Source organism: Sporosarcina sp. ACRSL (assembly GCF_022346605.1).
In the GTDB taxonomy this organism is placed as follows: Bacteria; Bacillota; Bacilli; order Bacillales_A; family Planococcaceae; genus Sporosarcina.
The window spans coordinates 73,890-100,657 of sequence record NZ_JAKRNT010000009.1 but is presented as its reverse complement, the minus strand read 5'-3'; the positions used below and the strand labels follow the sequence as shown (position 1 = coordinate 100,657).

The 26,768-nt window shown below is 40.9% G+C and carries 27 protein-coding genes; 23 read left to right on the top strand and 4 right to left on the bottom strand.

What is annotated here, in order from left to right:
* Positions 1-135 precede the first annotated feature (135 nt).
* Together MHZ92_RS14215 and MHZ92_RS14210 are read left to right on the top strand one after the other, a co-directional pair.
* Positions 136-1,842, top strand: a complete 1,707-nt coding sequence (locus tag MHZ92_RS14215; RefSeq protein WP_239432378.1) for a methyl-accepting chemotaxis protein — start codon at positions 136-138, stop codon at positions 1,840-1,842.
* A gap of 122 nt (positions 1,843-1,964) precedes the next feature.
* Positions 1,965-2,933 carry a proline dehydrogenase family protein gene (locus MHZ92_RS14210; protein WP_239432526.1) on the top strand — a complete coding sequence of 323 codons (969 nt, stop codon included), beginning with the start codon at positions 1,965-1,967 and terminating at the stop codon, positions 2,931-2,933.
* Positions 2,934-2,987: 54 nt separating this feature from the next.
* Here the strand turns inward: MHZ92_RS14210 and MHZ92_RS14205 are convergent, their stop codons facing one another.
* Together MHZ92_RS14205 and MHZ92_RS14200 are read right to left on the bottom strand one after the other, a co-directional pair.
* Complete coding sequence (locus tag MHZ92_RS14205; protein WP_239432377.1) at positions 2,988-4,001, bottom strand: DUF1646 family protein; 1,014 nt, start codon at positions 3,999-4,001, stop codon at positions 2,988-2,990.
* Positions 4,002-4,956: 955 nt separating this feature from the next.
* Complete coding sequence (locus MHZ92_RS14200; RefSeq protein WP_239432376.1) at positions 4,957-6,450, bottom strand: peptide MFS transporter; 1,494 nt, start codon at positions 6,448-6,450, stop codon at positions 4,957-4,959.
* Between the two features lie 352 nt (positions 6,451-6,802).
* On the opposite strand from MHZ92_RS14200, the gene MHZ92_RS14195 reads away from it, so the two are divergent.
* The 10 genes from MHZ92_RS14195 (at position 6,803) to MHZ92_RS14150 (ending at position 17,095) form a co-directional block, all read left to right on the top strand.
* The gene (locus MHZ92_RS14195; protein ID WP_239432375.1) at positions 6,803-8,686 is read left to right on the top strand and encodes an ABC-F family ATP-binding cassette domain-containing protein; all 1,884 of its coding nucleotides are present in this window, start codon (positions 6,803-6,805) and stop codon (positions 8,684-8,686) included.
* 18 nt (positions 8,687-8,704) lie between these two features.
* The gene (locus tag MHZ92_RS14190; RefSeq protein WP_239432374.1) at positions 8,705-9,835 is read left to right on the top strand and encodes a conserved virulence factor C family protein; all 1,131 of its coding nucleotides are present in this window, start codon (positions 8,705-8,707) and stop codon (positions 9,833-9,835) included.
* A gap of 139 nt (positions 9,836-9,974) precedes the next feature.
* The gene (locus MHZ92_RS14185; protein WP_239432373.1) at positions 9,975-10,409 is read left to right on the top strand and encodes a BrxA/BrxB family bacilliredoxin; all 435 of its coding nucleotides are present in this window, start codon (positions 9,975-9,977) and stop codon (positions 10,407-10,409) included.
* On the top strand, positions 10,402-11,187 hold the full coding sequence (locus MHZ92_RS14180; RefSeq protein WP_239432372.1) for a class I SAM-dependent methyltransferase: 786 nt from the start codon (positions 10,402-10,404) through the stop codon (positions 11,185-11,187). Before MHZ92_RS14185 ends, MHZ92_RS14180 begins: the two co-directional genes overlap by 8 nt.
* A gap of 302 nt (positions 11,188-11,489) precedes the next feature.
* Positions 11,490-12,092, top strand: coding sequence for a YpjP family protein (locus tag MHZ92_RS14175; protein ID WP_239432371.1), 603 nt, complete (start codon positions 11,490-11,492; stop codon positions 12,090-12,092).
* A gap of 278 nt (positions 12,093-12,370) precedes the next feature.
* Positions 12,371-13,312, top strand: coding sequence for a sulfonate ABC transporter substrate-binding protein (locus tag MHZ92_RS14170; RefSeq protein WP_239432370.1), 942 nt, complete (start codon positions 12,371-12,373; stop codon positions 13,310-13,312).
* Positions 13,309-14,109 carry an aliphatic sulfonate ABC transporter permease SsuC gene (gene ssuC / locus MHZ92_RS14165; RefSeq protein WP_239432369.1) on the top strand — a complete coding sequence of 267 codons (801 nt, stop codon included), beginning with the start codon at positions 13,309-13,311 and terminating at the stop codon, positions 14,107-14,109. Before MHZ92_RS14170 ends, ssuC begins: the two co-directional genes overlap by 4 nt.
* Positions 14,106-14,900, top strand: coding sequence for an ATP-binding cassette domain-containing protein (locus MHZ92_RS14160; protein ID WP_239432368.1), 795 nt, complete (start codon positions 14,106-14,108; stop codon positions 14,898-14,900). The genes ssuC and MHZ92_RS14160 overlap by 4 nt, the downstream gene beginning before the upstream one ends.
* 122 nt (positions 14,901-15,022) lie before the next feature.
* A complete protein-coding gene (locus MHZ92_RS14155) occupies positions 15,023-15,679 on the top strand; it encodes a YitT family protein (RefSeq protein WP_239432367.1) in 657 nt (218 codons plus the stop codon).
* Positions 15,680-15,862: 183 nt separating this feature from the next.
* A complete protein-coding gene (locus MHZ92_RS14150; RefSeq protein ID WP_239432366.1) occupies positions 15,863-17,095 on the top strand; it encodes an MFS transporter in 1,233 nt (410 codons plus the stop codon).
* Positions 17,096-17,216: 121 nt separating this feature from the next.
* On the opposite strand, the gene MHZ92_RS14145 is transcribed toward MHZ92_RS14150, so the two are convergent.
* Entirely contained in the window at positions 17,217-17,492 is a 276-nt protein-coding gene (locus MHZ92_RS14145) for a YqhV family protein (protein ID WP_441347712.1), read from the bottom strand.
* Between the two features lie 143 nt (positions 17,493-17,635).
* Between MHZ92_RS14145 and MHZ92_RS14140 the strand changes: the two genes are divergently transcribed.
* The gene (locus MHZ92_RS14140; protein WP_239432364.1) at positions 17,636-18,577 is read left to right on the top strand and encodes a thymidylate synthase; all 942 of its coding nucleotides are present in this window, start codon (positions 17,636-17,638) and stop codon (positions 18,575-18,577) included.
* 53 nt (positions 18,578-18,630) lie between these two features.
* On the top strand, positions 18,631-19,113 hold the full coding sequence (locus MHZ92_RS14135) for a dihydrofolate reductase (protein ID WP_239432363.1): 483 nt from the start codon (positions 18,631-18,633) through the stop codon (positions 19,111-19,113).
* A 35-nt stretch (positions 19,114-19,148) separates the two neighbouring features.
* Here MHZ92_RS14135 and trhA read toward each other — a convergent pair whose 3' ends face one another.
* The gene (gene trhA, locus MHZ92_RS14130; RefSeq protein WP_239432362.1) at positions 19,149-19,784 is read right to left on the bottom strand and encodes a PAQR family membrane homeostasis protein TrhA; all 636 of its coding nucleotides are present in this window, start codon (positions 19,782-19,784) and stop codon (positions 19,149-19,151) included.
* A 73-nt stretch (positions 19,785-19,857) separates the two neighbouring features.
* Here trhA and MHZ92_RS14125 point away from each other — a divergent pair, with 73 nt between their 5' ends.
* The 9 genes from MHZ92_RS14125 to MHZ92_RS14085 all read left to right on the top strand — a co-directional run bounded on the left by MHZ92_RS14125 (position 19,858) and on the right by MHZ92_RS14085 (position 26,671).
* Positions 19,858-20,697, top strand: coding sequence for a DegV family protein (locus MHZ92_RS14125; protein WP_239432361.1), 840 nt, complete (start codon positions 19,858-19,860; stop codon positions 20,695-20,697).
* 46 nt (positions 20,698-20,743) lie between these two features.
* The gene (locus MHZ92_RS14120; protein ID WP_239432360.1) at positions 20,744-21,556 is read left to right on the top strand and encodes a GDSL-type esterase/lipase family protein; all 813 of its coding nucleotides are present in this window, start codon (positions 20,744-20,746) and stop codon (positions 21,554-21,556) included.
* A gap of 12 nt (positions 21,557-21,568) precedes the next feature.
* Positions 21,569-22,144, top strand: coding sequence for a YpmS family protein (locus MHZ92_RS14115; protein ID WP_239432359.1), 576 nt, complete (start codon positions 21,569-21,571; stop codon positions 22,142-22,144).
* A 12-nt stretch (positions 22,145-22,156) separates the two neighbouring features.
* Positions 22,157-22,687, top strand: coding sequence for a peptide-methionine (S)-S-oxide reductase MsrA (gene msrA, locus MHZ92_RS14110; protein ID WP_239432358.1), 531 nt, complete (start codon positions 22,157-22,159; stop codon positions 22,685-22,687).
* Positions 22,684-23,109: a peptide-methionine (R)-S-oxide reductase MsrB gene (msrB, locus tag MHZ92_RS14105; RefSeq protein WP_239432357.1), complete on the top strand. Its 426-nt coding sequence runs from the start codon at positions 22,684-22,686 to the stop codon at positions 23,107-23,109. The genes msrA and msrB overlap by 4 nt, the downstream gene beginning before the upstream one ends.
* A 13-nt stretch (positions 23,110-23,122) precedes the next feature.
* Positions 23,123-23,344, top strand: a complete 222-nt coding sequence (locus MHZ92_RS14100; RefSeq protein ID WP_239432356.1) for a YozE family protein — start codon at positions 23,123-23,125, stop codon at positions 23,342-23,344.
* Positions 23,345-23,424: 80 nt separating this feature from the next.
* Positions 23,425-24,126 (top strand): purine-nucleoside phosphorylase, encoded by a 702-nt coding sequence (gene deoD, locus MHZ92_RS14095; RefSeq protein WP_239432355.1) that lies wholly within the window; start codon positions 23,425-23,427, stop codon positions 24,124-24,126.
* Between the two features lie 84 nt (positions 24,127-24,210).
* Positions 24,211-25,707, top strand: coding sequence for a S41 family peptidase (locus MHZ92_RS14090; RefSeq protein ID WP_239432524.1), 1,497 nt, complete (start codon positions 24,211-24,213; stop codon positions 25,705-25,707).
* 61 nt (positions 25,708-25,768) lie between these two features.
* Entirely contained in the window at positions 25,769-26,671 is a 903-nt protein-coding gene (locus MHZ92_RS14085; protein WP_239432354.1) for a CobW family GTP-binding protein, read from the top strand.
* Positions 26,672-26,768: the final 97 nt, after the last annotated feature.

Sequence of the window (26,768 nt, the reverse complement as noted above, 5' to 3'; positions counted from 1 at the left end):
ATTTTCCTTTATCTTTTTTTGTTTAAGAAAAAAGAGAAAGAATATGAATATGAAATTCTATTGAAATCATGTATGATTTAGATAGTTAGGTCTATCTCCGAAAATGGTAGATAGGTAATAGGAAGGAAGAGAAAGATGAAAAAGAAAAATAGCCTCACTTTTCAATTGGGAACCATTATTGTCGGCATACTTGTCGCTATGCTAGCCATCACATCTGTCGCAACTTACAAGACCGCATACGATAAACTATACGATGCGGCTGGCATTGAGGCTTACGGATGTGCAAACATTACAACTGGATTACTCCAATCTGATGAAATTGAACGCGCACTTGCAGGCGATGTTACAACAATTGAAAAAGTGGGTAAAGATTTAAATTGGACGGTTCAACATAAAAATATTTTTGAGACACAATATATTGTTGATCTGAATGGAAAGCTCATTGCACTTGATGATAATTTGGCGGGGAAAGGGGTGCAAGTAGGAGATCACATTCCGGTCGACGATAAAGCTATTACAATGCTATTAGAAATGAAGCATCCAACCTATTCTGAGCCATATGAATTTGCGGGTATGAAAAGGTTGTCCGGGTATGCGCCAATTTTCAAAGACCATGATCCTACGAAAGAGATTATCGCCATTAGTGTAATAGATTTTGATACGAACATCGTTGCTGAGCGTACATGGGAAGTCGTTCGTGATGGCATACTGATCAGCATCATTCCGGTTATCATTGCTGCATTTATAACAATCGGATTATTACGCCGGAAGACGAAGCCGATTTCCCAATTAATTGCACAAGCAAAAGAAATTGCTGACGGTAATTTGAATGTAGAAAGTCTAAAAGTGAACTCCCGCGATGAAGTTGGAGATCTTGCGAACACATTGAATACGATGACGTTAAATTTGCGTACGTTGATTGGAACGATGAAGGATACTTCTAGACAGCTCATGTTGAATTCCTCAACTACTGCCTCAACTTTAAGTGAAATGAATGGCGCAATTGAAATGGTAGCAGAAAATATGAATGAAGTTGCGATGAACGTTACAGAAGGTACGAATAACACGCAGCATGCTTCATCAATCCTCAACTCACTTGCACACGGTCTACATAGCTCAAAAGTGCGTGCAGATGAAGTTGCTGTTAACTCTCAATTGACGATGCAAATTGCGCAAGACGGTCAACAGCTTGCGAACGAAATAAGTGGGGATATGGAAAAGATCCGTCAATCGTCAACAGATGTGGCTTTCACTATCCAACAACTCATCCAGTCGACTAGTAAAATTCAAGAAATTACGAATTCGATTGCAGGCATTGCGGCCCAAACGAATTTGTTAGCGTTAAATGCATCCATTGAAGCTGCACGAGCAGGCGAACACGGAAGAGGGTTTGCAGTCGTTGCAGAAGAAGTGAGAAAGTTAGCAGAACAGTCCAATCGAGAAGTACAGCAAGTTGAAAATATCGTCAATGGAATAACAGAAATCATTGGACAAGTCGAAGTTTCTGCCTCGGAGAGTACGAAAGTCGTCGAAACTGGCAGCCGAACAGCAGAACTAACTTCCGAGTCTCTAAGTAATATTGCGAACGCTGTCTCCAATACAGTCCATGAAATCAATCAAATTTCAGAATTGATGAGTAAAGAAGTCGAAAAATCGGATTCGATTGTGACATTGATCACCCATTTGACCGAGTCCATGCAAGAAATAGAAAATAAGACGAATAATATATCAGCTGCTACAGAACAGACCACTGCTTCAATCAACGAAGTTTCAAATCGTTCGTTACAAACAAAAGGCATGGCGGGACAACTTGAGACAATTGTCGGGCAGTTTAAGTTATAAATATCATGTCCATTCAAAGATAGTAAACTTCCTTCCATGTTTTTATTGCTTATTTTGCAAATAATATGAAGACACTATGTTATAATTCTTGTTGAAAATACTAACTTTTAAGGAGAATGGAAATGTTAAAAGACTTCTTTATCGGCCTTTCCCAAAATCAATTTTTAAATAGCGCTGCTAAAAAGTATGGGTTGAAATTAGGTGCACAAAATGTCGTCGCAGGTACGAATATTGCCGAAACTATTGAAAGCATCAAGGAATTAAACAAACATGGTATCTCTTGCACGGTAGACAATTTAGGGGAGTTCGTCTATGAGAGAGAAGAAGCGCTTGCTGCAAAAGAACAAATACTTGCAGTCATCGAAGCAATACACGAACATGAGGTAGATGCGCATATTTCATTGAAACCTTCTCAATTGGGTCTCGACATCGATTATGATTTCTGTAAGGAAAACATTGAGGAAATTGTTGCCGCAGCAAAAAAATACGAGCTATTTGTCAATTTTGACATGGAAGACCATGCCCGTCTCCAACCTTCATTCAATCTATTGGACGACCTATCGGCTCGGTATGACAACATCGGTACGGTAATCCAAGCGTACTTTTTCCGGGCAGAGGAAGATTTACATAAGTATAAGGATTTTCGTCTCAGGATTGTCAAAGGAGCATACAAGGAACCTGCTGATTATGCCTACCAAGACAAACAGGATATTGACAGGAATTATATTAAATTGATCGAATGGCATTTACTGAATGGAAAATTCACATCGATTGCCACACATGACCATAATGTTATCAACCACGTCAAACAATTTGTTAAAGATCATAATATCCAAAATGATAAATTTGAATTTCAAATGCTTTACGGATTTAGGAAAGATATGCAATTGGAGCTTGCGAAAGAAGGATACAACTTCTGCACATACGTTCCGTTTGGCCAAGATTGGTACGGCTATTTCATGCGTCGTCTCGCCGAAAGACCGCAAAACATGAACCTGGTAGTGAAACAGGTGTTTACGAAAAAAACGAATACGATGATCGGGTTAGCAGCAGGCGCATTCATCCTTGGACGTCTGACGAAAAAGAAGTAAGGGAATTGAAACAGGCCAGTCACTAGGAAATGCTAGTGACTGGCCTGTTGTTAATTAGAAAACAATAATAACTACAAAATAGATAATCATAGCGATCAATCCGACTGGCACTCCAAATCGTGCCCACTCTCCGCTTTTAATATTCAATTTTCCAGCGGCGATAATATTAGGGATATTACCGGGAATGAGCATACCGCCACTAATGATTAAACCGAGTAATATCGCTCTAATTGTAGGCTCGTCCATGGATATACTAATCTCAGCGGCTGCAAGCGTAGCATTATCAAGAACAGCCGAGATCATATTGATCCAATAGAGGAAGTACGGATGAAGGTCAAGCAAGAATCTTTCAATGAACGGTTCAAATCCGGCACCTAGCAACGTTAGAGCCATGACAAATAAGTAAATTTTTAATCCGCGTATCAAAATTTCCAAGTAAGATTCTTTACCTTGTTTTGCCTTTAAACCAGCAGAATCTTTTATCGGATTAATGAGTAAGAAGGCCAATAAACCGAACGCGATGACTCCAAGAATGACTTCCGGCCCGATGAGTCGGAGAAGGTAAAAGAAATCTTCATTAAGTTTACTTGTTGTAATTGTTGATAGAGGTTCGCCGATTGGCGTTAAAACAGCACCCATACCGATCGAATAACAAGCAAGAATGACAAAACGGATCTCAGATTTACGATCTAGCTCCAAAACACTCGCGATTGCAACTAACACAAGAGCCGCAATAATAGCCGTAATGATACTTGAGACAAGTCCGACGATAATGATAATTAACGCCATGAAAAGTTTAAGTGGAATGACCCGGCTAACTCCTTGAATTCCATTTTCAAACGGCTTTTGCAGCCATTTGAATATGAGCCCAGCTACAATGACTGCAATCGTAATATGTATTGGATCTTCCAATGCTTTTAGTACTAATCCCTTATCCAGCACACCGCTAACGAGGACCGCAGCTACCCCCATAATGAAGAGGAAGATTTCTAAATTTCGCTCGACGATCGGGACTGTAAATGGCAGAAATAACACTAAAATTAAGATGATGGACAATCCCACAATCATATTTTTTCCCCTTTTCTTTTTTAAATTTACTTGCTATTCTATCATATCACTTTATAATCTCCTATTGAAATACTAATTTCGGAAAAGATAACTCTAAAAACTCCAATATTAAAAAAGCAATACCGCGAATGGTATTGCTCAGAGTGTAAAAATGTACTGTTAATTTCCGCTTCAGGTGGACGCTTTCTTACTTGTAGTCAAGTGTTTTACTAATCTTTCCTGCTTTGGGTCAGTTAAAGATGCATAGCCCTGTCAACAAGCTGTTACTTTCCGTTCCGGCGCTCGCTTTCCGCGGGCATGGCTTGAGCCAATCGAACCACGAAGAGTTCGATTTGCCTTAATTTCTGCGATCTTTGCAGAAATTAAGGCATCCTGCTCGCAACGCTACGCTTGTGCTCGCAAACGCCGTCCTTCGTAACGCCGTTCACAGGAGTCGAGCACCTGCACTCCAAGCAACAGGTACCCCTAAATAGTTAAAAAAGAATATGCCAAATAGCCCTGACGAATATTGTTTTTTCGCAAGGTTATATTCGTGTCTATTTGTCATATCGTTATAGGCGTTTGCTTATCTTCATAGCATATTTGGAAGATATCACAAGCTATATTTATGGTATCTCTAGAAAATAGCCAGAAAAGGCGACACTCCTGCGGGAAAAGCGTCAGGTGAAGACCCCGCAATGGAGCGAAGCGCAGTGAGGAGGCTGAGGCGACGCCCGCGGAAAGGGAGCCGTTCTGGCTATTTTCGGTATTTAGGATAACCCTCTATCACTTTTTTCAAAAACATTGAAAAGAATGGACTAGAGGTAAAAAAAGTGTCCGTCCGCAGTGGAAATAAACAATTTCCAGTATTACTACTATTTAAAAGGAAAAAGACTGTAGGCAAACACCGAAAATTCCTTGTGCTTGTCTACAGTCTGAGTAATACCGGAATCGGTATTGCTTTGTTTAAAATAAATTAATGAACACCCTTCATAAATCTTGAGATGAAAGGGGAGAAGGCGAATAGGATCAAACTTAATACGATCGCTACTCCTCCTATAATTCCGAAGTACATCATTTCATTTTCTACAGAGTAAAACTTTACAAGCTGTGCATTCAACGCTTGTGCGGCTGCATTGGAAAGGAACCATAAGCTCATCATCTGTGCAGAAAATGCTGCAGGTGCCAGTTTTGTCGTTGCTGACAATCCGACAGGAGAAAGGAAAAGTTCACCTAATACCGCGATGAAAATACTTAAGACGAGCCAAAGCGGATTGACAAGTGCATCCGTTCCGCCGAAATAACCAGGCAACAAAATGACGATGAATGAAATTCCTGCAAATAGGATACCAAATGAGAATTTTTGAGGAATCGACGGTTGTCGTTTTCCTAATTTTATCCAAAGCCAAGCAAATACCGGTGCTAACGTAATGATGAATAACGGATTTAATGATTGGAACCATGCGGGTGATATATGGAATCCGAAAGCATCCAAATTTGTACGCTTATCTGCGTAGAGCGCCAAAATAGTCGATCCTTGTTCAGCAATCGCCCAAAACATGACTGAAGCTAAGAATAATGGAATATAAGCGAGAATCCTCGATTTTTCATCCGGAGTTGTCTTCTTGCTTCGGTACATGCCAACGAAATAAGAGATCGGTATTAAGAAGCCGAGTATTCCTATAAGGCCGATAAATGAGTCAAACGTCAGCCATCCTTGAGGAATCGATATAAAAACAAGCGCTCCAAGAACAGCAATGACAACCAAAGTAATCAAGATGAAACGTTTCCGTTCGTCTCGAGTCAATGGATTCGGGATTTGCGTGCCCGCTAAACCTAAGTTCTTTTTCTTTGTAAGAACAAACAAAACTAATCCGAAAAACATTCCGACCGCAGCAAGTCCGAAACCGAGGTGGAAGTTATATTCCGTTCCTATTGTCCCTACAGTCAGAGGCGCAAGGAAGCCCCCCATATTAATGCCCATGTAGAAAATACTAAAACCGGAGTCACGTCGAATATCGTCTCTCGAATAAATATCTCCGACCATGCTTGAAACGTTAGGTTTCAAAAGTCCAGTTCCTAGAACAATCAATCCCATCGAGATAAAGAGCGCTGTCGCACCCCCTGGCAACGCAAGAACAATATGTCCAAGCATAATTAATATTCCGCCATAGAATACCGCTTTGGATGTTCCGAATATCCGGTCTGCCAGCCAGCCCCCAATAATCCCAGACATATATACGAGTGAACCGTAAATGGACATAATGGAAAGTGCGGTCGTCTCACTGAAACCAAGTCCACCTTTGGTCACTTCATAATACATATAGAAGACAAGGATTGCCCTCATCCCGTAATATGAAAAACGTTCCCAGAATTCTGTGAAAAATAAAGTGAAAAGGCCTTTTGGATGTCCAAAGAACCCTTTTTGGGGAACACTTTCTACAATTTCCTTTTTCGTTAGTTGTGACATTTTAATAATTGCCTCCTTTAGGATTTCACCATTATAAAGGTAAAATAATTATATTGTCAAAATAAAAATAGAAGCATGAAGATGTTTTTATATAACGATAATACGCTATATTTAGATGTCGAATTTGTTATTAAAATTATATTTATATTACATTCCTTGAAATGTTGGTATCACCCGTGAGACATAGTTATGATGCCCATAACGATGAAGCAAATACGTAGATAGAATCCATATTGGTTATGTTGTTTATCTCTATACCCATAATTTTGAGGAAACAATACGTCATCGTTCAAAATTGAGTAGTTATGAGCTATCATGAAGATATGTAGTTAGTAGAAATGGAAGTGTTGTTATGAATCAATTGATTGTCGAAAACTTAACAAAAACGGTTGGGGAGAAAACATTGTTCCGTGATGTGGCTTTCACAATCGTGAAAGGAGAAAAAGTCGGTCTGATTGGCATCAATGGTACCGGCAAGTCGACACTTCTTTCAATTATCGCAGGGATAGAGGAAGCCGATTCGATAAAGAAAGAGCATCCAAACCGATATAGTATTTCCTACTTACCTCAAACACCTATTGTTGATCCGGATAAAACTGTCATGGAAACCGTTTTCATGTCCGATGCCCCAGTTGTTGAATTGAATTTAGCTTACGAAAATGCACTCGCCGCACTAACAGCTGATCCCGCTTCATCTGAAAACCAAGAACGATTCGCACGTATGCAAAACGAAATGGACGCAAAATCTGCTTGGGATTTAAATACAAAAGCAAGGATGGTTCTGTCAAAATTAGGAATTGACTCATTCGATAGAAAAATGGGAGAGCTTTCAGGGGGACAACAGAAACGTGTAGCATTGGCGAAAGTGATTATTGAACCGACTGATTTGTTGTTGTTGGATGAGCCGACAAACCATCTCGACGTTCAATCGATCACTTGGCTGCAGGAATATTTGAAAAATGAACAAGGGGCAGTCATGTTCATTACCCATGACCGGTATTTCTTGGACGCTGTTTCCACTCATATTTATGAGTTGGCAGACCGTAAACTTTATACACATACAGGTAATTTTGCGGAATACTTGGAAGCGAAAGCTCTACGTGAAGAGATGGCAGAAGCAACCGACGCAAAAATGCGAAATCGATACCGAACGGAATTGAAGTGGATCAGACGTGGAGCGAAAGCCAGATCGACAAAGCAGAAAGCTAGAATCGGCCGTTTTGAGGAACTGCAGGAAAATTTAAAGAAGGAAGGGCCTACCGTTGACTTGGATGTATCGATGAAAACATCCCGTCTTGGTAAGAAAGTAATCGAGCTACAACAAATTTCAAAAGTTTTCGGGGATCGAAAAGTCATCGATCGCTTCAGCAGCATTTTGCAATCGGGGGACCGTATCGCTATCGTCGGTCCGAACGGAGCGGGAAAATCGACCCTTATGAAAATGATTGCTCAGGAACTTGAACCTGATAGCGGCTCTATTGAAATGGGATCGACAGTGAAAATAGCTCATTTCCATCAACACTTGCCACAAATGGACGAACATAAGCGGATTATCGAATATATTCGTGAAACGTCAAACGACATTGAAGATGGTAGCGGTGCACGTATTTCCGCAACACAAATGCTAGAACGTTTTCTCTTTCCGTCCTCTTCCCATGGAACCCCAATCGGAAAGCTATCCGGAGGCGAACGAAAGCGGCTTTATTTATTGAAACTGCTTATGGAACAGCCGAATGTTCTATTGCTAGATGAGCCGACAAATGATCTTGATATCGAGACATTGTCGGTGCTCGAAGATTTCATCGATACATTTCCGGGTGTCGTGTTGACCATTTCACACGACCGCTTTTTCTTAGACAGAACTTCAACAAAGTTATGGGTGCTGGATGGCTTCGGTACGATCGGAATACTATTTGGTGTTTACTCGGATTACTTGGAAGCGGAAAGCATCAAAACAACTGATGTCACATCAAAGAAAACTGTGAAAGAAGATCGTCCTCCTGAACCGATGAAAAGTAAAAAGCGAATGACGTATTCAGAGAAAAAAGAATGGGAATCAATTGAAGCGACGATTGAAAATCTTGAGGCAAAGATCGAATCGACGGAAGCTCAAATGGTCGCTTCTGGCTCAAATTACGACGAACTGAGTCAATTGACGAAAGAATTGGATGAACTAAACGCTGAATATGAGCGATTGATCGAGCGTTGGGCATATTTACAGGAAATATCCGAATGATATGAAGGAGTGTTCGAAATGAAAATTGTAACGATTGAACCGACACCAAGTCCGAATTCAATGAAAATTATTGTGGATGAGGAGCTCCCTACGGGAGTCAGTCATAATTACAGGAAAGAAGACGCGGAAAAAGCTCCACACCCATTATCGGAAATGCTTGCGATAAAAGGCGTGAAAGGGATTTACCATGTCATGAATTTCATGGCTGTTGAACGTGTAGGAAATGTTCCGTGGGAAGAAATCCTTTCAGATGTGAAAGGTATATTCAATGAGGAATCAGTTGAAGTAGAAAAGGAATCTGAGAAAACTGCTGATGAACATTATGGAGAAGTATATGTACATGTCCAAACGTATAAAGACATCCCGCTTCAAGTAAAGGTATTCGACAATGATTCAGAACTTAGATTCGGCTTGAGTGAACGCTTTCAAGAGGCAATGGAAAAAGTGCATAGTGCGGAAGTGGAAAACTATATTCTCCTCAGGAAATGGGCTGATTATGGTATCCGATATGGCGATAAGCAAGAAATCGGTGAGACGGTCGTTCAAGAAGTCGAAGCCGCTTATCCCGATGATCGGTTACAGGAAATTATTAGTCAATCGAACAAAGGGACAAGTAATGCAAATGAGAAAAAACGTAAAGTAACGGTTGAAGATTTCAAAGTGAAAGAATGGGAAAAACGTTTTCAGTTGATTGATCAAATGCCGGATCCAGATGTTACGGATCTCCCATTACTTGACCTGGCGTTAGAAGACGAAAAAATGTCAATTCGCCGGCTTGCAACGGTATACCTCGGGATGATTGAGGACGAATCAGTCATTCCATACGTTGAGAAAGCATTGAAGGATAAAAGCTGGGCTGTCAGAAGAACAGCGGGCGATTGTATGAGTGATTTAGGCTTTGCTGGTTTTGAAAGCGCAGCAATCGAGGCGTTGAAAGATAAGAACAAGCTAGTTAGGTGGCGTGCGGCTATGTTCCTGTATGAAACGGGGACGGAACAAGCATTGCCAGCCTTGCATGAAGCTGAAAACGATCCAGAATTCGAAGTGAAGCTACAAGTTCGAATGGCGATTGCGAGAATCACGGAAGGCGAGGAAGCAAAAGGATCTATTTGGAAACAGATGACTGAAGTCAACAGTCATTCAAAATAATAAGGATTGATTAACATAATTATATTATGTAAACAACAACACTGATTCCATATCGATTAATATCCAAAACATGAAATCGCTTCGCATTCATTGTAGAATGAAACCGATAGTAAATGATTTGTCGAAAGGGGAATGAAAGATGAATGCATATGACGAATATATGAAAGGCATCGTGAAACCGATGCGTGAAGAACTTGTCCAAAACGGTTTTACGGAGCTTACGACAGCAGAAGAGGTCGAAGAGACGATGAAATCGCTCGATGGGACAGCATTGATCGTGATCAATTCAGTTTGTGGATGTGCAGCAGGACTTGCTCGTCCCGCTGTGAGGGAAGCATTGCAAGAAACCGGGGTAAAACCGGATCATTTATTCACGGTGTTTGCTGGTCAAGATAAAGAAGCGACTGAAATGATGAGAAGCTACTTCCCGGAAGTGCCTCCAAGTTCTCCGTCAATCGCTGTCTGGAAAGATGGAGCGCTTGCGTACTTCATCCCAAGGGAGCAGATCGAGAATTTTGAAATGGAACAAATCAAAGATCATTTATCTGGTGTTCTTGAACAAGTTTGTGGCTAATCAGACGGTCATAACAACAGCTGGCAGGCCGGACTCGATTACGTATCAAATGGCAGCTTTCGCTAGCGAGGCGCTCGGATTTCCGATTGTGGAAAGGAAAAAGAGGTCCGTTTTACGAATGCAGCGTGAATTTGAAGCGGATGTACTTGTAGCCGGTAAAGACCGCTTTGAGCTTTTCCGTGAAGGCATGGAACAACCGCTCTTTTTCCATCCAAATTCGGCCGCTTTCCGACTAAAACGCATAGTAAAAGGTGAAACCGATCCACTGATCGAGGCGTGCGAGTTGAAGGATGGAGATTCGTTTCTCGACTGCACGCTTGGTCTCGCTTCTGATAGTATTATCGCTTCCTATATAATGGGAGAAAGAGGAAAATGCGTAGGATTAGAAGCAGACCCAATTGTCGCTTTTTTGACAAAAACAGGACTTCAAAAATTTCCTACGTCTTCTGTGGCATTAAAGGCCTCAATGCACCGAATTGAAGTGATTCAATCTGAAGCGGTCGAATTTCTAATAGTGCAGCCCGATTGCTCTTTTGATGTTGTATATATCGACCCGATGTTTCATGCACCGATTGAAGAATCATCCAACTTCAAGCCTTTACGTCAAGCGGGCGTACATACATCGTTATCTGCGAAGTGGGTAGAGGAAGCGTTTCGGGTGTGCCGGCGCCGTGTCGTTGTGAAAGAGCGTTTTGATTCAAACATCTTCGATCAATTTGACATGCAACGTAAAATTAGACCAAATACTAAATTCCATTTTGGCTTCTTGTCCAAATAAAAAAGTCGTCCATTCCATTCGTGGGTGGACGACTTTTTGTATCAATTTGTAAAGTTTAATGAGCTTAAATAAAGGACGAGTACGAGCAAACCGATTCCCATAAGTAGTTCTACGTTCATTTATAATAACCTCCTTCATAAAACCTCACAATTATCTTCAATTTTATTGTACAATGAATTTAAGAAATATGAAACCTTTTCAAAACCTTTTCGTAATGTTAAGTAAGAGTCTAACCGCTCATTGAGCGAATAGGTGTATAAATGGATTGAGATTCGCGAAAAAGAGATAAAGAAGGTGTTCCAATGAAAAAGTACTTCCAGAACTTTATTATCGCACTCGTTGCAGTTCTAACACTTGGCGTCATTTCACCAAACCATGAAATTTGGACAACCCGTCAACCGAAAGACGACACGAGGGCAACTGACTTTCCCACTTCGTCTAAACATGATTTACAATTAGGTCTAGAGGATTCTATTTTTGAACGTGAACCTATTGAACAGTCGATTTCGATTGAGGATTCTCTATTACAGCCAGCTAAGGAACTAGCTTACTTGAAATTCGGTTCAAAAATTGGTCCTGTCATTCAAAATGAGTTTGATGAAGTCATTTTCCCGAAAATTGAAGAGGTTATCCAAGATACTGTTGCCTCTTCCGGAGGACTTGAAAATAGAATGCTTTCAATTACTGAATATCCTTCTGGGCATTACGCTGAAAAAATGTTTCATATTACCGACACGGAGGTAAATAAAGACCTGATCCGCTTCCATGTGCGCACAGAGAAAAGGCCGCTTGACGGTTATTTCTACAACTTTCATTATCATTCTGCAGAAGACGGATTCACAGCCCATCATTCCCTTGGGGATATTTATTGGTCGAAGAACACACCGCCAAAATGGTTATCTTAAAAATGCTAAAACACTCGTCGAAATAACGAGTGTTTTTTCTTTTGGAAAATAGATGCTGTTGTTCTCAATATTAAAATTGTTCCGTATGATTATTTACTATCTGGTTACATTCTCGGGTACCACGCCTAAGCCCTTATTTACCTAATGCATACTTTGTATGTATCAGCTATTTGCCCAACTACCATCAAATGGCTGAAATATTGAGGGGATGTGTACTACTGTTGATAGTAAAGAGACTCAAACATAAGTTAGCATTATTGGGTAGCCTGCTTTTAGTTATGGGATTGGTCTTAAGTGCTTGTGGCCCCACTGAAGCTGCAAAACCACAAACCACTGCAGACCAAAAAATTCGGATCGGTTATCAAAAAAATGGTCCTTTGTTCATCTTAAAGAACTTAGGAACGTTAGAGAATAGGTTAGAACCGCTCGGATATAAAGTTGAGTGGCATGAATTTCAAGCAGGTCCAGCGCTTCTTGAAGCTTTAAATGTGGGGAGTGTCGATTTCGGAAGAACGGGTAATTCTCCACCGGTCTTTGCACAGGCCTCGGGTTCTTCACTGCAATATGTAGCTGTCGGATTCTCGAAGTTTAAAGGTTCGGGAATTTTGGTGAAGGATGACTCACCCATCCAAGAACTTGAGGATTTGAAAGGAAAAACAATTGGATTTGCTAAGGGTTCAAGCTCCCATTTTTTACTTGTGAAAGCTTTGGAGAAAGCAAGCTTGAAGTATGAGGATATTACACCGGCATTTCTCTCGCCGGGGGATGCACGCGTTGCGTTCGAACAAGGGGACATCGATGCTTGGGTCGTATGGGATCCATATACGGCCGACACAGAAGTATCAACAGGTGCACGACTTTTAGTAAACGGTGAAGGGTTAACTACAGACCGTGATTTCTTTCTCTCATCGTCAGACTTTGCAGCTAAACATAGCGATATTTTGAAGGAGGTAATCGACGAAATCGAGAACTCCAGTAACTGGGCAAATGAAAATCCTGAAGAACTTACGAAGATGCTCTCAGAAATTTTAGGAATCGATGAAGCTTCCATGAAGTTAGCGGTAGAAAGACGGGTACATGGAGTAGAGAAAGAGATTTCCGAAGAAATCATAACTGAACAGCAGGCAATTGCTGACACTTTCTATGAATTAGGAATCATCCCCAAAAAAATTAACGTAAAGGAACAGGTATTTTCATTTGAAAAGGATGGGGGGAAATGAGACCCGCTGTTACGAATACCCTTTCCAAAACACTCCCTTGGGTCGTACCCTTTCTGCTTTTAGTCATTTGGCAATTAACAAGTATGACAGGAATCCTGTCAGCTAAAACTCTATCTGCGCCATCGGATGTTCTGATGGCAGCAGTTAAGCTAACTCAATCAGGAGAGCTGTTCCATCACGTTTGGGTGAGCCTTGGGAGGGCTTTAATCGGTTTCTTGATTGGAGGAAGTATCGGGTTTATTTTAGGACTCGTGAACGGATTATTCCGTACATCTGAACTGTTAATTGATACATCCGTACAGATGCTACGAAATATTCCACATCTGGCGCTCATTCCACTCGTCATTCTATGGTTCGGAATCGGGGAAGAAGCGAAAATCTTCCTCGTTGCGTCAGGGGTACTCTTCCCAATCTATATTAATACGTACCACGGCATAAAGTCTGTCGACTTGGGGTTAATCGAGATGGGAAGGATATATGGCTTGAATAAATTCTCCCTATTTTTCAATGTGATCTTCCCGGGAGCCCTCTCCTCCATATTAGTCGGAATCCGCTTTTCTCTCGGAATTATGTGGATTACTCTCATTGTTGCTGAAACCATCTCCTCCACATCCGGAATTGGCTATATGGCGATGAATGCCCGGGAATTCATGCAAATGGATGTCATTATACTGAGTATCTTACTGTATGCCTTCCTCGGTAAATTATCTGATATCATTGCACGCTTTCTTGAACAACGATGGCTAAAATGGCATCCAGGCTACGCGAAACAACTTAGCGATGGAGGATCAGCATGAAAGAAGAACAATTTCATATACAGCTTAGGGATTTGAAGAAATCATATAACGGCACAAAAGTACTTGATCAATTATCCCTAAACATACGTAAAGGGGAATTTGTTGCGATTGTCGGAAAGAGCGGCTGTGGGAAAAGCACGTTGCTTCGGCTGCTTTCAGGTTTGGAGAAACCCTCGGACGGACAGATCCTAATTGAGCACGAACAATTAATGACAATCAATCGACAATCGTGCATGATGTTCCAAGATGGGCGCCTACTACCATGGAAGAGGGTTTTGGAGAATGTATCGTTAGGATTGAAAGGATCTCACCGGGAAGAGGCTATGACTGTATTGAAAAATGTTGGTCTCGAACATCGAATCCATGAATGGCCTGCCAAACTATCTGGAGGTCAGAAACAGCGGGTTGCATTAGCAAGGGCCCTCATCCATAAGCCGAGTCTATTGCTGCTTGATGAACCCCTCGGAGCACTCGATGCGTTCACCCGTCTCGAGATGCAGAGCTTAATCGAAAACATATGGCAGAAACACGGGTTTACGGCGTTACTTGTTACACATGATGTGGAAGAAGCGGTATCTTTGGCAGATCGAGTGATCCTCCTCCAAGATGGAATGATTGCCCAGGATTTAGCAATCCCACTTCCGAGGCCAAGACAACGAGATCACGCCGCCTTCACTTCTACTGTGAACCGAATCTTGAAGCGGATCCTTAATGAGCCGCAACATAGCAAACCAGACAGATCGGAAGAGATTAGTTATCAGCTCAAACCAGTACCTAAAGCGGTCCTATAAGAAGTTGCCGGGGCAGTCGACTAAATGAATTGTCCCGGCAAAATGATGGAATCTATTCTTTTTTCAAAGCATAGATTGTATAGTACAAACCATTGTGCTATATCAAATTAGGATGATGCCAAGTGAAAAGAAAAAATCGTAGACAACCCGCAAAAAACATTAGCAGCTTCTTAAGAAAATATATTCTTGTGGCAATAGGGGCCGTTATCCAAGGCTTTGCTATGGGGGTGTTTTTATTTCCAAACTATATCCCGTCTGGTGGAGCAGGCGGCTTAACAGTATTGTTGAACTATTGGTTCGGAATTCCGTTAAGTCTGGCTCTTTGGATCATGAATGCTTCGATGTTATTATTTGCCTTTCATTATCTTGGCGGCAAAAGTACAATTGGCACCCTCTTTGGGATTACCATCACCTCAATCTCCGTTAATCTATTTGAAGTGTCTTTGAATTCCCCATTCTCAACTGTTTTGCTCGACTTATTATTCGGATCTATTTTTTTGGGCACTGGAATTGCTGTTCTTCTTAGACAGGGCGTATCAAACGGTGGCGTAGGAGTCATCGCTTTGATAATTGCCAAGTATAAGAAAATCAATCCAGGAAAGTCCCTATTTTGGATCAATGGCGTCATCTTTGTAATTACTGGTTACGTGATTGTATGGGAAATCATTATTCAAGCGTTGATTTGCCAATGGGTATCTACGACAATTGTTAAATGGTTATACAATGTACGAGTGCCAAGAAAAAGAGTGATCATTGATTTGATTTGGGGAAGGGATTAGGAATAAAGCTAATAATTTTTTAGCCTTTGGAAACTCTGATAGGAGTTTTCAAAGGCTATATTTGTTTAGGATTGAATTCATAAAATAACCCCTTTTTTAAACTGTACATTTATCGCATAAAATGAACACGTAAGGAAACCATACATATAGTCAGCAAAATTTTCGATTGGGCGAGGTGTAGTATTGGAAAAAAGTGTTGATAAAGTGAGTGTGTGGTGTATTGTAAGTTTGGCTTCAATTCCTCTCATCATGACGCTAGGAAATTCCATGCTTATTCCCGTTCTTCCTATCTTGGAAGACAAGGTCGGAATTACATCATTTCAATCGAGTATGATCATTACGAGCTATTCAGTTGCGGCTATTTTCCTTATACCAGTAGCGGGTTATTTATCAGACCGCTTTGGGCGGAAAATGGTGATCTTACCTAGTTTAGTCATCGCTTTAATCGGAGGTCTGGTAGCTGGCTTTGCTTCATGGAAGATGGAAGACCCTTACTGGGTTATTATTATTGGCCGAGTTTTACAGGGGATAGGGGTGGCTGGAGCCATGCCAATTGTAATGCCACTCGTAGGAGACCTCTATAAAGATGACAGCGAAAAAATGAGTTCTAGTTTAGGTATTATTGAAACGTCGAACGCGTTTGGAAAAGTGTTAGCCCCCATCTTAGGTTCAGTTTTTGCAGCAATATTATGGTTCCTGCCGTTCTTCGCCATTTCTGCACTCAGTTTAATTTCAATTGTCCTCATCTTTTTCTTTGTTAAAGCTCCAAAAGAAAAAAATGAGCCAGTAAAATTTAAGAAGTTTTTAAGTAAAACAAAAAAAGTATTTAAAACAGAAGGGAAATGGTTGTATACCGTATTTCTAAATGGGGTTCTGGTGATGCTGTTTTTATTCAGCATGTTATTTTTCTTATCGGAAAATCTTGAAAAAGTACATGATATAAAGGGTGTTAAGAAAGGTTTCGTCCTGGCAATTCCGCTTTTGTTTTTTTGTATTGCATCTTTTGTTTCCGGTCGAAAAATTAAAGGGAATCTACCGACCATTAAAAAAGTAATGATTGCTTGCTTAATCGTAATGTCCGCTAGCATCGTTTTCGTTGGTTTTACAAGCAAAAAACTGATCCTTCTGCTAGTTGTAACTAGTGCAGTGGGCCTCGCAATTGGCGCTTTATTGCCTGCACTTGACGCAATCATTACAGAAAATATCAAAAAGGAGTTAAGAGGCACCGTTACCTCTTTTTATAGTGCAGCAAGGTTTATCGGTGTTGCAGCAGGTCCTCCAATTATGTCACTAGTCATGAAAGATTTTCTCAAAGGTAGTTACATTATTGCAGGTGTACTGGGAGCTATCCTGGCGTTCATTGTTTTTAAGTTCATTAACGTAAATGAAATTGAAGGATCGAATGAAGCAAAATAAAGCGATACTTCAATCAGAGGAGATTTTACATCCGTTACTGCGTGATAAAAATAAGGACCTAACAGCAATTGCAAGCTGTATGGGTCCTTTTCATAATGCATATATGTAAATAATGAAGTTTTTAGTTTGATTTCAAACTATAAAAAATGAGGCAAATTCCGGCAAAAAGGCAAATGATTCTTGTTAATGAGATTTTATCAGTCAGACCATGTAAGGCGATTCCAGTCGTAACAATTAAAATGAAGGGACCTACTAAGGCAAGTAGCGAATTAATATAAAAGGCTTTTTCTAAATCATTGAACTTAAACATTAATGCGGCAGCTGTTATTTCTATACTTCCTGATATTACTCTTAACATTATGATGAAAAGCAGTGCCCTCTCTATAATGGTAATCACATCCCCTGATCAAATTCAAATTTAATATATGCAATGCATGTACGAATTATTTCAAATTACTGAACTTAATCCCTCACATGGATAAGTATCGATTAATAGTTATTTTTGATATACTGTCAAGTAAGCATAAGGAGGTTCTAAACATGAAACAATATTTGGAGTTATGCTCATACATTCTTGAAAATGGAACTGTTAAGAAAGATAGAACTGGTACTGGAACAATCAGTGTTTTTGGTTATCAGATGCGATTTGACCTTCAGGAAGGTTTTCCATTAATGACGACGAAAAAAACGGCATTTCGATTAATTGCTTCAGAATTGTTATGGTTTTTAAAGGGCGACACGTCACTTCGCACTTTAATAAATGATCGAAATCCGATCTGGGATGAATGGGGCTTCGAAAAATGGGTGGAAAGCCCAGAATATGATGGGCCAGACATGAAGGATTTTGGCAGACGTGTGCTCCAAGACGAGGAATTTGCAAACATCTATAAAACTCATATGGCTACATATAAACAACGTGTTCTAGAAGACGATGAGTTTGCAGCAAAATACGGCGATCTAGGCCCAATATACGGGAAACAATGGAGATCTTGGAGTACAGGGGACGGGGTTATTGACCAGATTCAACAGTTGATTGAAGGGCTTAAGCAAAATCCTGACTCGCGTAGACATCTTGTCACTGCTTGGAATCCATCTGAAGTAAATGATATGGCATTGCCGCCTTGCCATGCAATGTTCCAATTTTACGTAGCAGATGGCAAACTCTCCTGCCAACTCTACCAAAGAAGTGCAGATGTATTCCTAGGCGTGCCTTTCAATATTGCTTCTTACGCATTGCTTGTCCATTTGATAGCACAAGAGTGCAATTTGAAAGTCGGTGAATTCGTGCACACATTAGGTGATGCGCATATTTATTTGAACCATATAGAGCAAGTAAAAGAGCAGTTATCAAGGACACCGAAAAAACTGCCAACACTGAAATTGAACACCGGTGATAAATCCATCTTTGAATTGACTTACGAGGATATTGAAGTGAAAGGGTATGACCCATACCCTAAAATCAAAGCACCTATAGCTGTGTAATTTGTAGAGGGCTACCGGAGTCTAGACGTAACAGAATTCAGGAGGATGGTTAAATGATATCTTTACTAGTAGCGTATGATTTGAATCGGGTTATCGGAATCGGCAACAAAATGCCTTGGCATATCCCCGAAGAGTTGAAATACTTTAAAAAAATCACGATGGGTAAAGCGATTGTCATGGGTAGAAAAACGTTCGAATCAATTGGTAGGCCATTACCTGGTAGATTGAATATCATCGTAACCCGAAATAAAGAATATGAAGCTGAAGGAGCCGAAGTTTACCATGATCTCCAAAAGGCAATAGAACGAGGGAAAGATTTTTCAGAGGAAGTTGTCATTATCGGGGGCGCAGAAATCTTCAATTTATCGATGGATATCGCCGATCGTCTATACATAACGATCATAAGGAAAGAATATGAAGGAGATACTTTTTTCCCTGAACATGATGATAGTTGGCAGCTCGTATCCGAATCGGAAGATCAATTTACTCAAGATGGAATCCCATATTCTTATTTGATATTTGAAAGAACGAACTAACATGTCAGACTTATAAAATTGATAAAGCAGCGTCCTCAAACGTAGAGAAGGACGCTGAAATACATGGATGCACAACCGGCTATTACAAAGACATGCCAAATAGCATGGTTGTAAGGGAACTTTCTCCATGCGTAAAAAATGGAGCCAACTGTGTAAAGTATTCCACCCGCAACGAGCAGTACGAAGCCTTCAATAGCCAAGTTGATATATAACGGTTTTATTGCAAAAACAATTAACCATCCCATCGCAATATAGAAAACTAGTGAAACGGCTTCGTATTTATGGATAAAAAACACTTTGAATAGTATACCTGCAATGGCAAGTCCCCAAATTACTCCAAAGAGTGACCAACCGAGGGCTCCTTTGATCGTTACTAATACAAATGGCGTATATGTTCCAGCTATTAATATGTAGATTGCCGAATGATCGAATATAGAAAACAATTTCTTCAGTTTTACAGGCATGCTGTGTAATAGTGTGCTCATTAGGAACAACAGAATCATGGAGCTCCCAAAGATGGTGAAACTAACAACTGCAGTTGCATTGCCACGATCTATGCTCACAACTATTAGCATGACAAGACCTGGGATGCTTAGTGCAAACCCGATACCATGGGTAATTGCATTCCATAGTTCCTCCCGCGGGTTTTTATAATCAAATGCTTCAGACATATGCAAACCTCCTTGTTGTTAGGATTGTAACATACTATGACAGCCGCCAATTATTTTAAAGGAAGTGCTCTATTTGAAAAAAATTCATATCGTCACGGACTCGACAGCAGATTTAATTGAACAATATACCGATCAATATGATATCCATGTTGTTCCCTTATCGATCCAAATTAATGGTGAGACCTATTTGGATGGGGTTGACTTACAACCACAATCATTTATGGAGAAAATGAGAGAAAGCAAAGAGTTGCCGAAAAGTTCACAACCTGCAGTTGGAGCTTTCAAAGAATTGTATGACCGACTTGGCAGGGACGGAAGTGAAATCATTTCTATTCATATGACCGGCGGAATGAGTGGTACAGTAAAATCAGCCGAAGCAGCTGCTGAGATGACAGATTCAAATGTGACTGTTATTGACTCGATGTATATTTCCCATGCATTGACGTTTCAAGTCGTTGAAGCTTCCAAAATGGCAAGCGTTGGGAAGAGCGTTGCAGAGATTTTGGATAGATTGGATGAAGTGCGAAAAAATACGACACTTTACGTTGTTGTAGATATGTTGGACAATTTAGTTAAGGGAGGGCGTATCGGCAAAGGGAAAGCGTTAATCGGTTCCTTATTGAAAATTAAGCCGATCGCAATGTTACAAGATGGTGTTTATTCGCCAGTTGCGAAAGCGCGTAGCCATAAACAGGTTGTCTCCCATCTATATAATGCTTTCAAAGAAGAAACGGCTGGCAAAATAATACGTTCAGTCGGCATTTCACATGCTAATGGGATGACGATGGCTGAACCACTGTTAAAATTACTAGAGGAATATGGTTGTAAGGATATAAAATTCTCCTTCACTTCGCCGATCATTAGCACCCATACGGGCGAAGGGGCAATCGGCTTTATGTATTACACGGACTGATCGCCGTTAAGACGGTTCAATATGTTGAAAAAGGGGAATTGTGTGTATGAGAAGAATTTTCTTATTGATCGTCTTCTCATTCGTTTTATCCGGGTGTCAGGAAAATATCGTATCCGAAACCTCGTCTTTTTCGGAACGGGAATATTCGGCACTATCGGACTATGATGTCCCGGATTATTTCATACCTGATGAGATCACTGTCATCGGTCTTGGCGATTCATTGACCCAAGGAGTCGGTGATGAGCTGAAGAGGGGTGGCTATTTCGGGCGTGTTGCACTTGCAATGAATGATTGGAAAGGCGTACAAGAAATTGATTCGATGAACTTGGCCAAAAGAGGAAGACGAAGCGACCAACTGATCGATCAGCTAGAAAATAAGGATATCCAAGAAGAGATAAAAAAAGCTGATATTATCTATATAACCATCGGCGGAAATGACATGATGAAAATCGTCAAGGAGAATCTCTTCAATTTGACGGCAAAACCTTTTTATGTCGAATTAGGCAAGTTTGAAAATCGGTTAGATGAAATATTCAAGATGATTCGCGGTTTGAATGGTGATACGGTTATCGTTATATCAGGCTTGTACAACCCGTTATCGATAGTCACTGATGAAGCGAATGAATTCGAAACGATCATCGATGATTGGAATGAGGCGATCGAAATACAGACGATCATGGATGGAAAAGCGTGTTTCGTTCCTGTGGTCGACTTATTCTTTAGCAATGAAAACATGGTATACCACTCCGACTTCTTTCATCCGAATGCTAAAGGATATGAATCGATGGCAAATCGGTTTATCGAGAAGATCGATCAATGCGGTTTGTCGGAATTATCGGATGGGAAATTGGATATGTAGAGGTGATCGTTTGTGAATTTGTGGAAAATAGCATTCTTTGTACTAGCAGGCCTGATTGCGACCGGTATAATTGCAATCGTTCTTTTTCTCGAAGGCCCGAAGGAATCGGTTCCCTTACCACCGCCAAATGAATATTCGCCGAAAGGCAGCGTGTTAAGTGTTAAAGCGACACGTAATGATTTGGAGGCACTTGCAAATAATTATATACGGAAAGCGATGAAGGGAGGAACTGTTCCCGTTACGATGGAAGTGAAGGATGATGTAAGGCTACATTCGGAATTGACTGCCTTCGGAATGACGTTTCCTTTAAAGATGCATTTTGACCCTGTCGTTCTTGAAGATGGCAACTTAATGCTAAAGCAGACATCGATGGAAATCGCTGATTTGGAACTTCCACCTTCAACAATCCTATCGGTACTGCGTGACTCCGTTAAGCTGCCGCCTTGGATGATTGTCAGACCGAAAGAGGAGGAAATATTCATCCACTTAACAGAGCTTGAAATAGCAGGGGACCTGCTAGTGAGAGCTAAATCGGTCGATCTTGTAAACGATGATATAGAACTTATTGTAACGATTCCAGTAGATTGAGGAGGGGTACTAATGGCAATTCAAAAAGCGACATTTGCTGGAGGGTGTTTTTGGTGTATGGTGAAGCCGTTCGATCGATATGATGGAGTCATATCCGTCATTTCTGGATATACGGGAGGAGATGTCGAAAATCCGTCATATGAACTTGTCTGCACGAATACGACGGGACATCGGGAAGCAGTTCAAATAACCTTCGATGATACTCTTATTAGCTATGAAGAGTTACTATCTATTTTTTGGAGGCAAATTGACCCAACGGATGCAGGAGGACAATTCTTCGATCGCGGAGAATCGTATCGTACAGCAATCTACACACACTCCGAAGAACAGGATGAGCTTGCCAGAAAGTCAAAACAAGAGCTAGCCTCATCTAGGAAATTCAGTAAACCAATTCAAACCGATATCTTGCCTGCGAAACCGTTTTACCCTGCGGAAGAAGGACATCAAAATTATTATATGAAAAACCCTTCTCATTACGAAAGGTATGCAATTGGATCTGGACGGGAACAATTTAAATTTAACCATTGGGGTGATCAATCATGAAGGAAAATCTTAAACAGAAATTGACGGATATGCAATACTATGTGACACAGGAAAATGGAACTGAACCACCATTCAACAATGAATATGACAACCATTTTGAAGAGGGAATATATGTGGACATTGTTTCAGGAAAGCCACTTTTCAGTTCCAAGGATAAATACGATGCAGGGTGTGGCTGGCCGAGTTTCACAAAGCCGATCGAGAGCGAAGAAGTAACGGAGCATTTTGACGCAAGCCATGGAATGCGAAGAACAGAAGTGCGCAGCAGAACGGCAGATTCCCATTTAGGGCATGTGTTCCCCGATGGTCCGGGACCGAACGAACTTCGTTACTGCATAAATTCAGCTGCTCTTAGGTTCATTCCTGTAGACAAGCTTGAGGAAGAAGGGTACGGGGAATATTCCCGCCTATTCAACGAATAAAAGGAGGCATATGATGGATCGTTCTTTTTATCAGTTTGTCTTATCTTTTCGTGGCGGTAAGAAAGGTGACGTTAAATCCGTCTTTGCTGAGGCGGTTTTTAATGACCATAGTTTTCCGAAAGACGAAAAAAATTTTGATCCACTTTCTCGATACTTGGAGGAGAAAGCGGATCCTGAAATGCCAAGCGTTGTCTTTGATGAATTATTTGAAATGTATAAAGAACGTTTCCAATAGGGCTAACTCGCCATCTTCATTGCATAAACTGAGGAAAAACTGTATGATTAGGAAAGAAATTTGAAAGTGAGGCATATAAAATGAGCATACATATTAATGCAAAAAAAGGTGACATTGCGGATACGATTCTTCTCCCAGGGGACCCGTTGCGCGCAAAATACATCGCGGAAACGTTCCTTGAAGATGTGACACAATACAACGAAGTAAGGAATATGTTCGGTTACACTGGAACATATAAAGGGAAGCGCATTTCTGTTCAAGGAACAGGCATGGGCGTTCCATCCATTTCCATTTACATTAATGAGCTTATGCAAGAATATGAAGTACAGAAACTGATTCGTGTAGGTACTTGTGGAGCTATCCAAAAAGACGTGAAAGTTCGTGATGTCATTTTGGCACAGAGCGCGACGACGAATTCACCAATCAACCGTACATTTTTCAATGGAGTCGATTATGCACCGACCGCTACCTTCGATTTACTGTTAAAAGCTTATCATGCGGGCTTGGAAAAAGGGCTTAAGCTGCAAGTAGGGAATGTTTATACGGAAGACTTCTTCTACAATGAACATGCTGAGCATGAAAAGCTTGCGCAATACGGTGTGTTAGCAGTGGAAATGGAAACGGCGGCATTGTATACATTAGCTGCGAAATATGGAAGACAGGCATTATCAGTGTTAACAGTAAGCGATCACATCTTAACAGGCGAAGTGACGACTGCTGAAGAACGACAAACGACATTTAATGACATGATTGTTGTAGCATTGGAAGCTGCAATTCAATAATCGTGCATCGGAGGACCGCTCGCTGCATTAACGGCGGTCTTTTTTGAATAAACCGGTAAAACGGGAAGGAAAGTGGGGAATGGGATGGACGAAAAAGAGAAAAATGGCGGCCATGAAACTGAAACAAACTTTGAACCGCCAGCAAAACGTTATATACGCATGAAACCGTTTTCGTTAGTGATGCTTATTTTCGGACTCGTTCTTGCAACGGCAGCCGTGACATTTTTTGCGTTGACGACGGGTGAGGATAAGGTTGTCGAAGTGGTCAGTCCACAGAGCCCGACTAACGATCGTAAGGAATTTAAAAAGCTATTTGATGCTTATGACGAAATGAAAAAAACCTATTATAACGATATTGATGAAACTGTAGTGATAGACGGGGCCATCAATGGAATGATAGAAGCGCTTGGTGATCCCTTTTCAGACTATTTGAATGAAAAGGAAGCACGCCAATTAAGTGAGAGTATTTCATCGAGTTTTGAAGGAATCGGTGCGGAAATCCAAGAGTTGAACGGGTATATTAATATCGTTTCACCGATTAAAAATTCACCCGCTGAACGTGCCGGTCTTTTGCCGAATGATTTGATTATTGCAGTCGACGGCAAAAGCATCCAAGGAATGTCCTCTTCAGAAGCTGTCCTTCTAATCCGTGGTAAAAAAGGGACGACGGTTACACTATCCATCCGCAGAGGAGAAATGGGAGAGCCGTTTGACGTAAAAATTGAACGGGACGTCATTCCTATCGAAACGGTTTATGCCAAAATGCTTGATAACAATATTGCCCATATCCATATAACAAGTTTTTCAGAACATACGTATGAAGAATTATTAAACGCTCTTGATGAAATGGAAGAACAGGGCATGGAAGGCCTTATCATGGACGTACGTCAAAATCCAGGAGGCATGCTGAATACAGCAATTGACATTTCAGACCTATTCGTTGAGAGGGGTAAAAACCTTTTCCAATACGAAGGCAAAGGGAATAACCCTGAAGTGTATGTAGCATCTGACGGTAGAAAAGTAAAAGTGCCTGTAACATTGGTTATTGACGATGGTAGTGCCTCCGCATCTGAAATTCTGGCAGGTGCATTGAAAGAATCTGCAAACGTACCGCTCGTTGGAATTAAGACATATGGCAAAGGGACTGTGCAAACTCCAAAAGAATTGCCTGACGGTTCCAATTTGAAATTGACGACTGCAAAATGGTTGACGCCAGATGGTAATTGGATCCATGAAACTGGAATTGAACCGGATATTGAAGTTCCTTATCCTCCTTACGCAACGCTCCCTTTCCTTGATCCTTCCATGGAGTTAAAAGAGGGAATGGTATCACCTGCAATCAAAACTGCGGAGGAGATGCTAAATGCTATAGGGTACGATCCGGGTGAAATTGATGGGTTGTTCGATCAAACGACGGAAGCTGCCGTAGTTGGGCTTCAAAAAGCATTATCTTTAAACGAGGATGGTATCCTCGTAGGGGACACGACTTATGGATTGATGAACGAACTAAGAAATAAAATCCGTGAAGAAGATCCTCAATTGCTGAAAGCGAAAGAACTATTATTGGAGCAAATCAAATAATAATGGAAAGCGTCCACTCCCGTGCGGATGGACGCTTTTCTTTTAGTAAAGGAGATTACTTATGATTGACGTCTATTTGTTAAGCGGATTTTTAGGGAGTGGAAAAACATCATTATTACTGAACTTGATTTCTCAACTGAAAGAGAACGGGAAAAAGCCTGCCATCCTCATGAACGAATTCGGATCCATTTCGATTGATTCCGACACCGTCGGTAAAGAAGAGAACATTCCTCTAAAAGAGTTGCTGAATGGATGTATCTGCTGTTCCGGCTCGGAGAAAACAGAGTCGCAGTTGCAAGGTTTACTCGAAGAGAATGACGACATCGACGTCATTTTAATTGAGACGACCGGTGCGGCTCATCCTGTCGAGGCATTGGATGCTGTCTATTCTCCTCTTTTTGCAGAAAGATTAAAGATAAAAGGAATCGTAACAGTTGCAGATGCTAGAAGATGGCTTGAAAGGGACAAAATGTCTCCGCAAGTTCGTTCACTATTCATGGAACAAATTCGCCATGCCCATATTTTATTGGTGAATAAAACTGATTTATTGACGGAGTCGGAATTGGCGACTGTCTCAATGGAGCTTGCGAACTTTAATAGTACGGCTCCGATCATTCAGACGACCAATGCTCATATTTCCTTCTCTGTTATTGAATCAACGTTAGAGGACGTTATAAATCCGACACGTAAATCGATTGTTTCAGGGCGGAATCTCCCTTTATCATCCAAATTGATCACTTTCGAGGAGCCTGTCGATCAGGATGAATTCGAAGACTGGGTGAAGTCTTTGCCGGATACAGTCTATCGAATGAAAGGCTATGTACCAGTGAAAGGGGTAAAGAACCCTTATCTTTTTCAATTTGCTTATGGGATGGTTAATTGGCTGCCCGAATATGTAAAAATGGAACCAAGACTTGTAATAATCGGAGAAGGAATTAGTCAGATAGAATACTTCGAAAAGTAAGTCTGAGAGATGACTGTCAACCCCATATCATATGAAATAATAGTTGATTTGACCAAAACCATCCAATTTAATAGGTTTGAATTGCCTTTCTCATAGG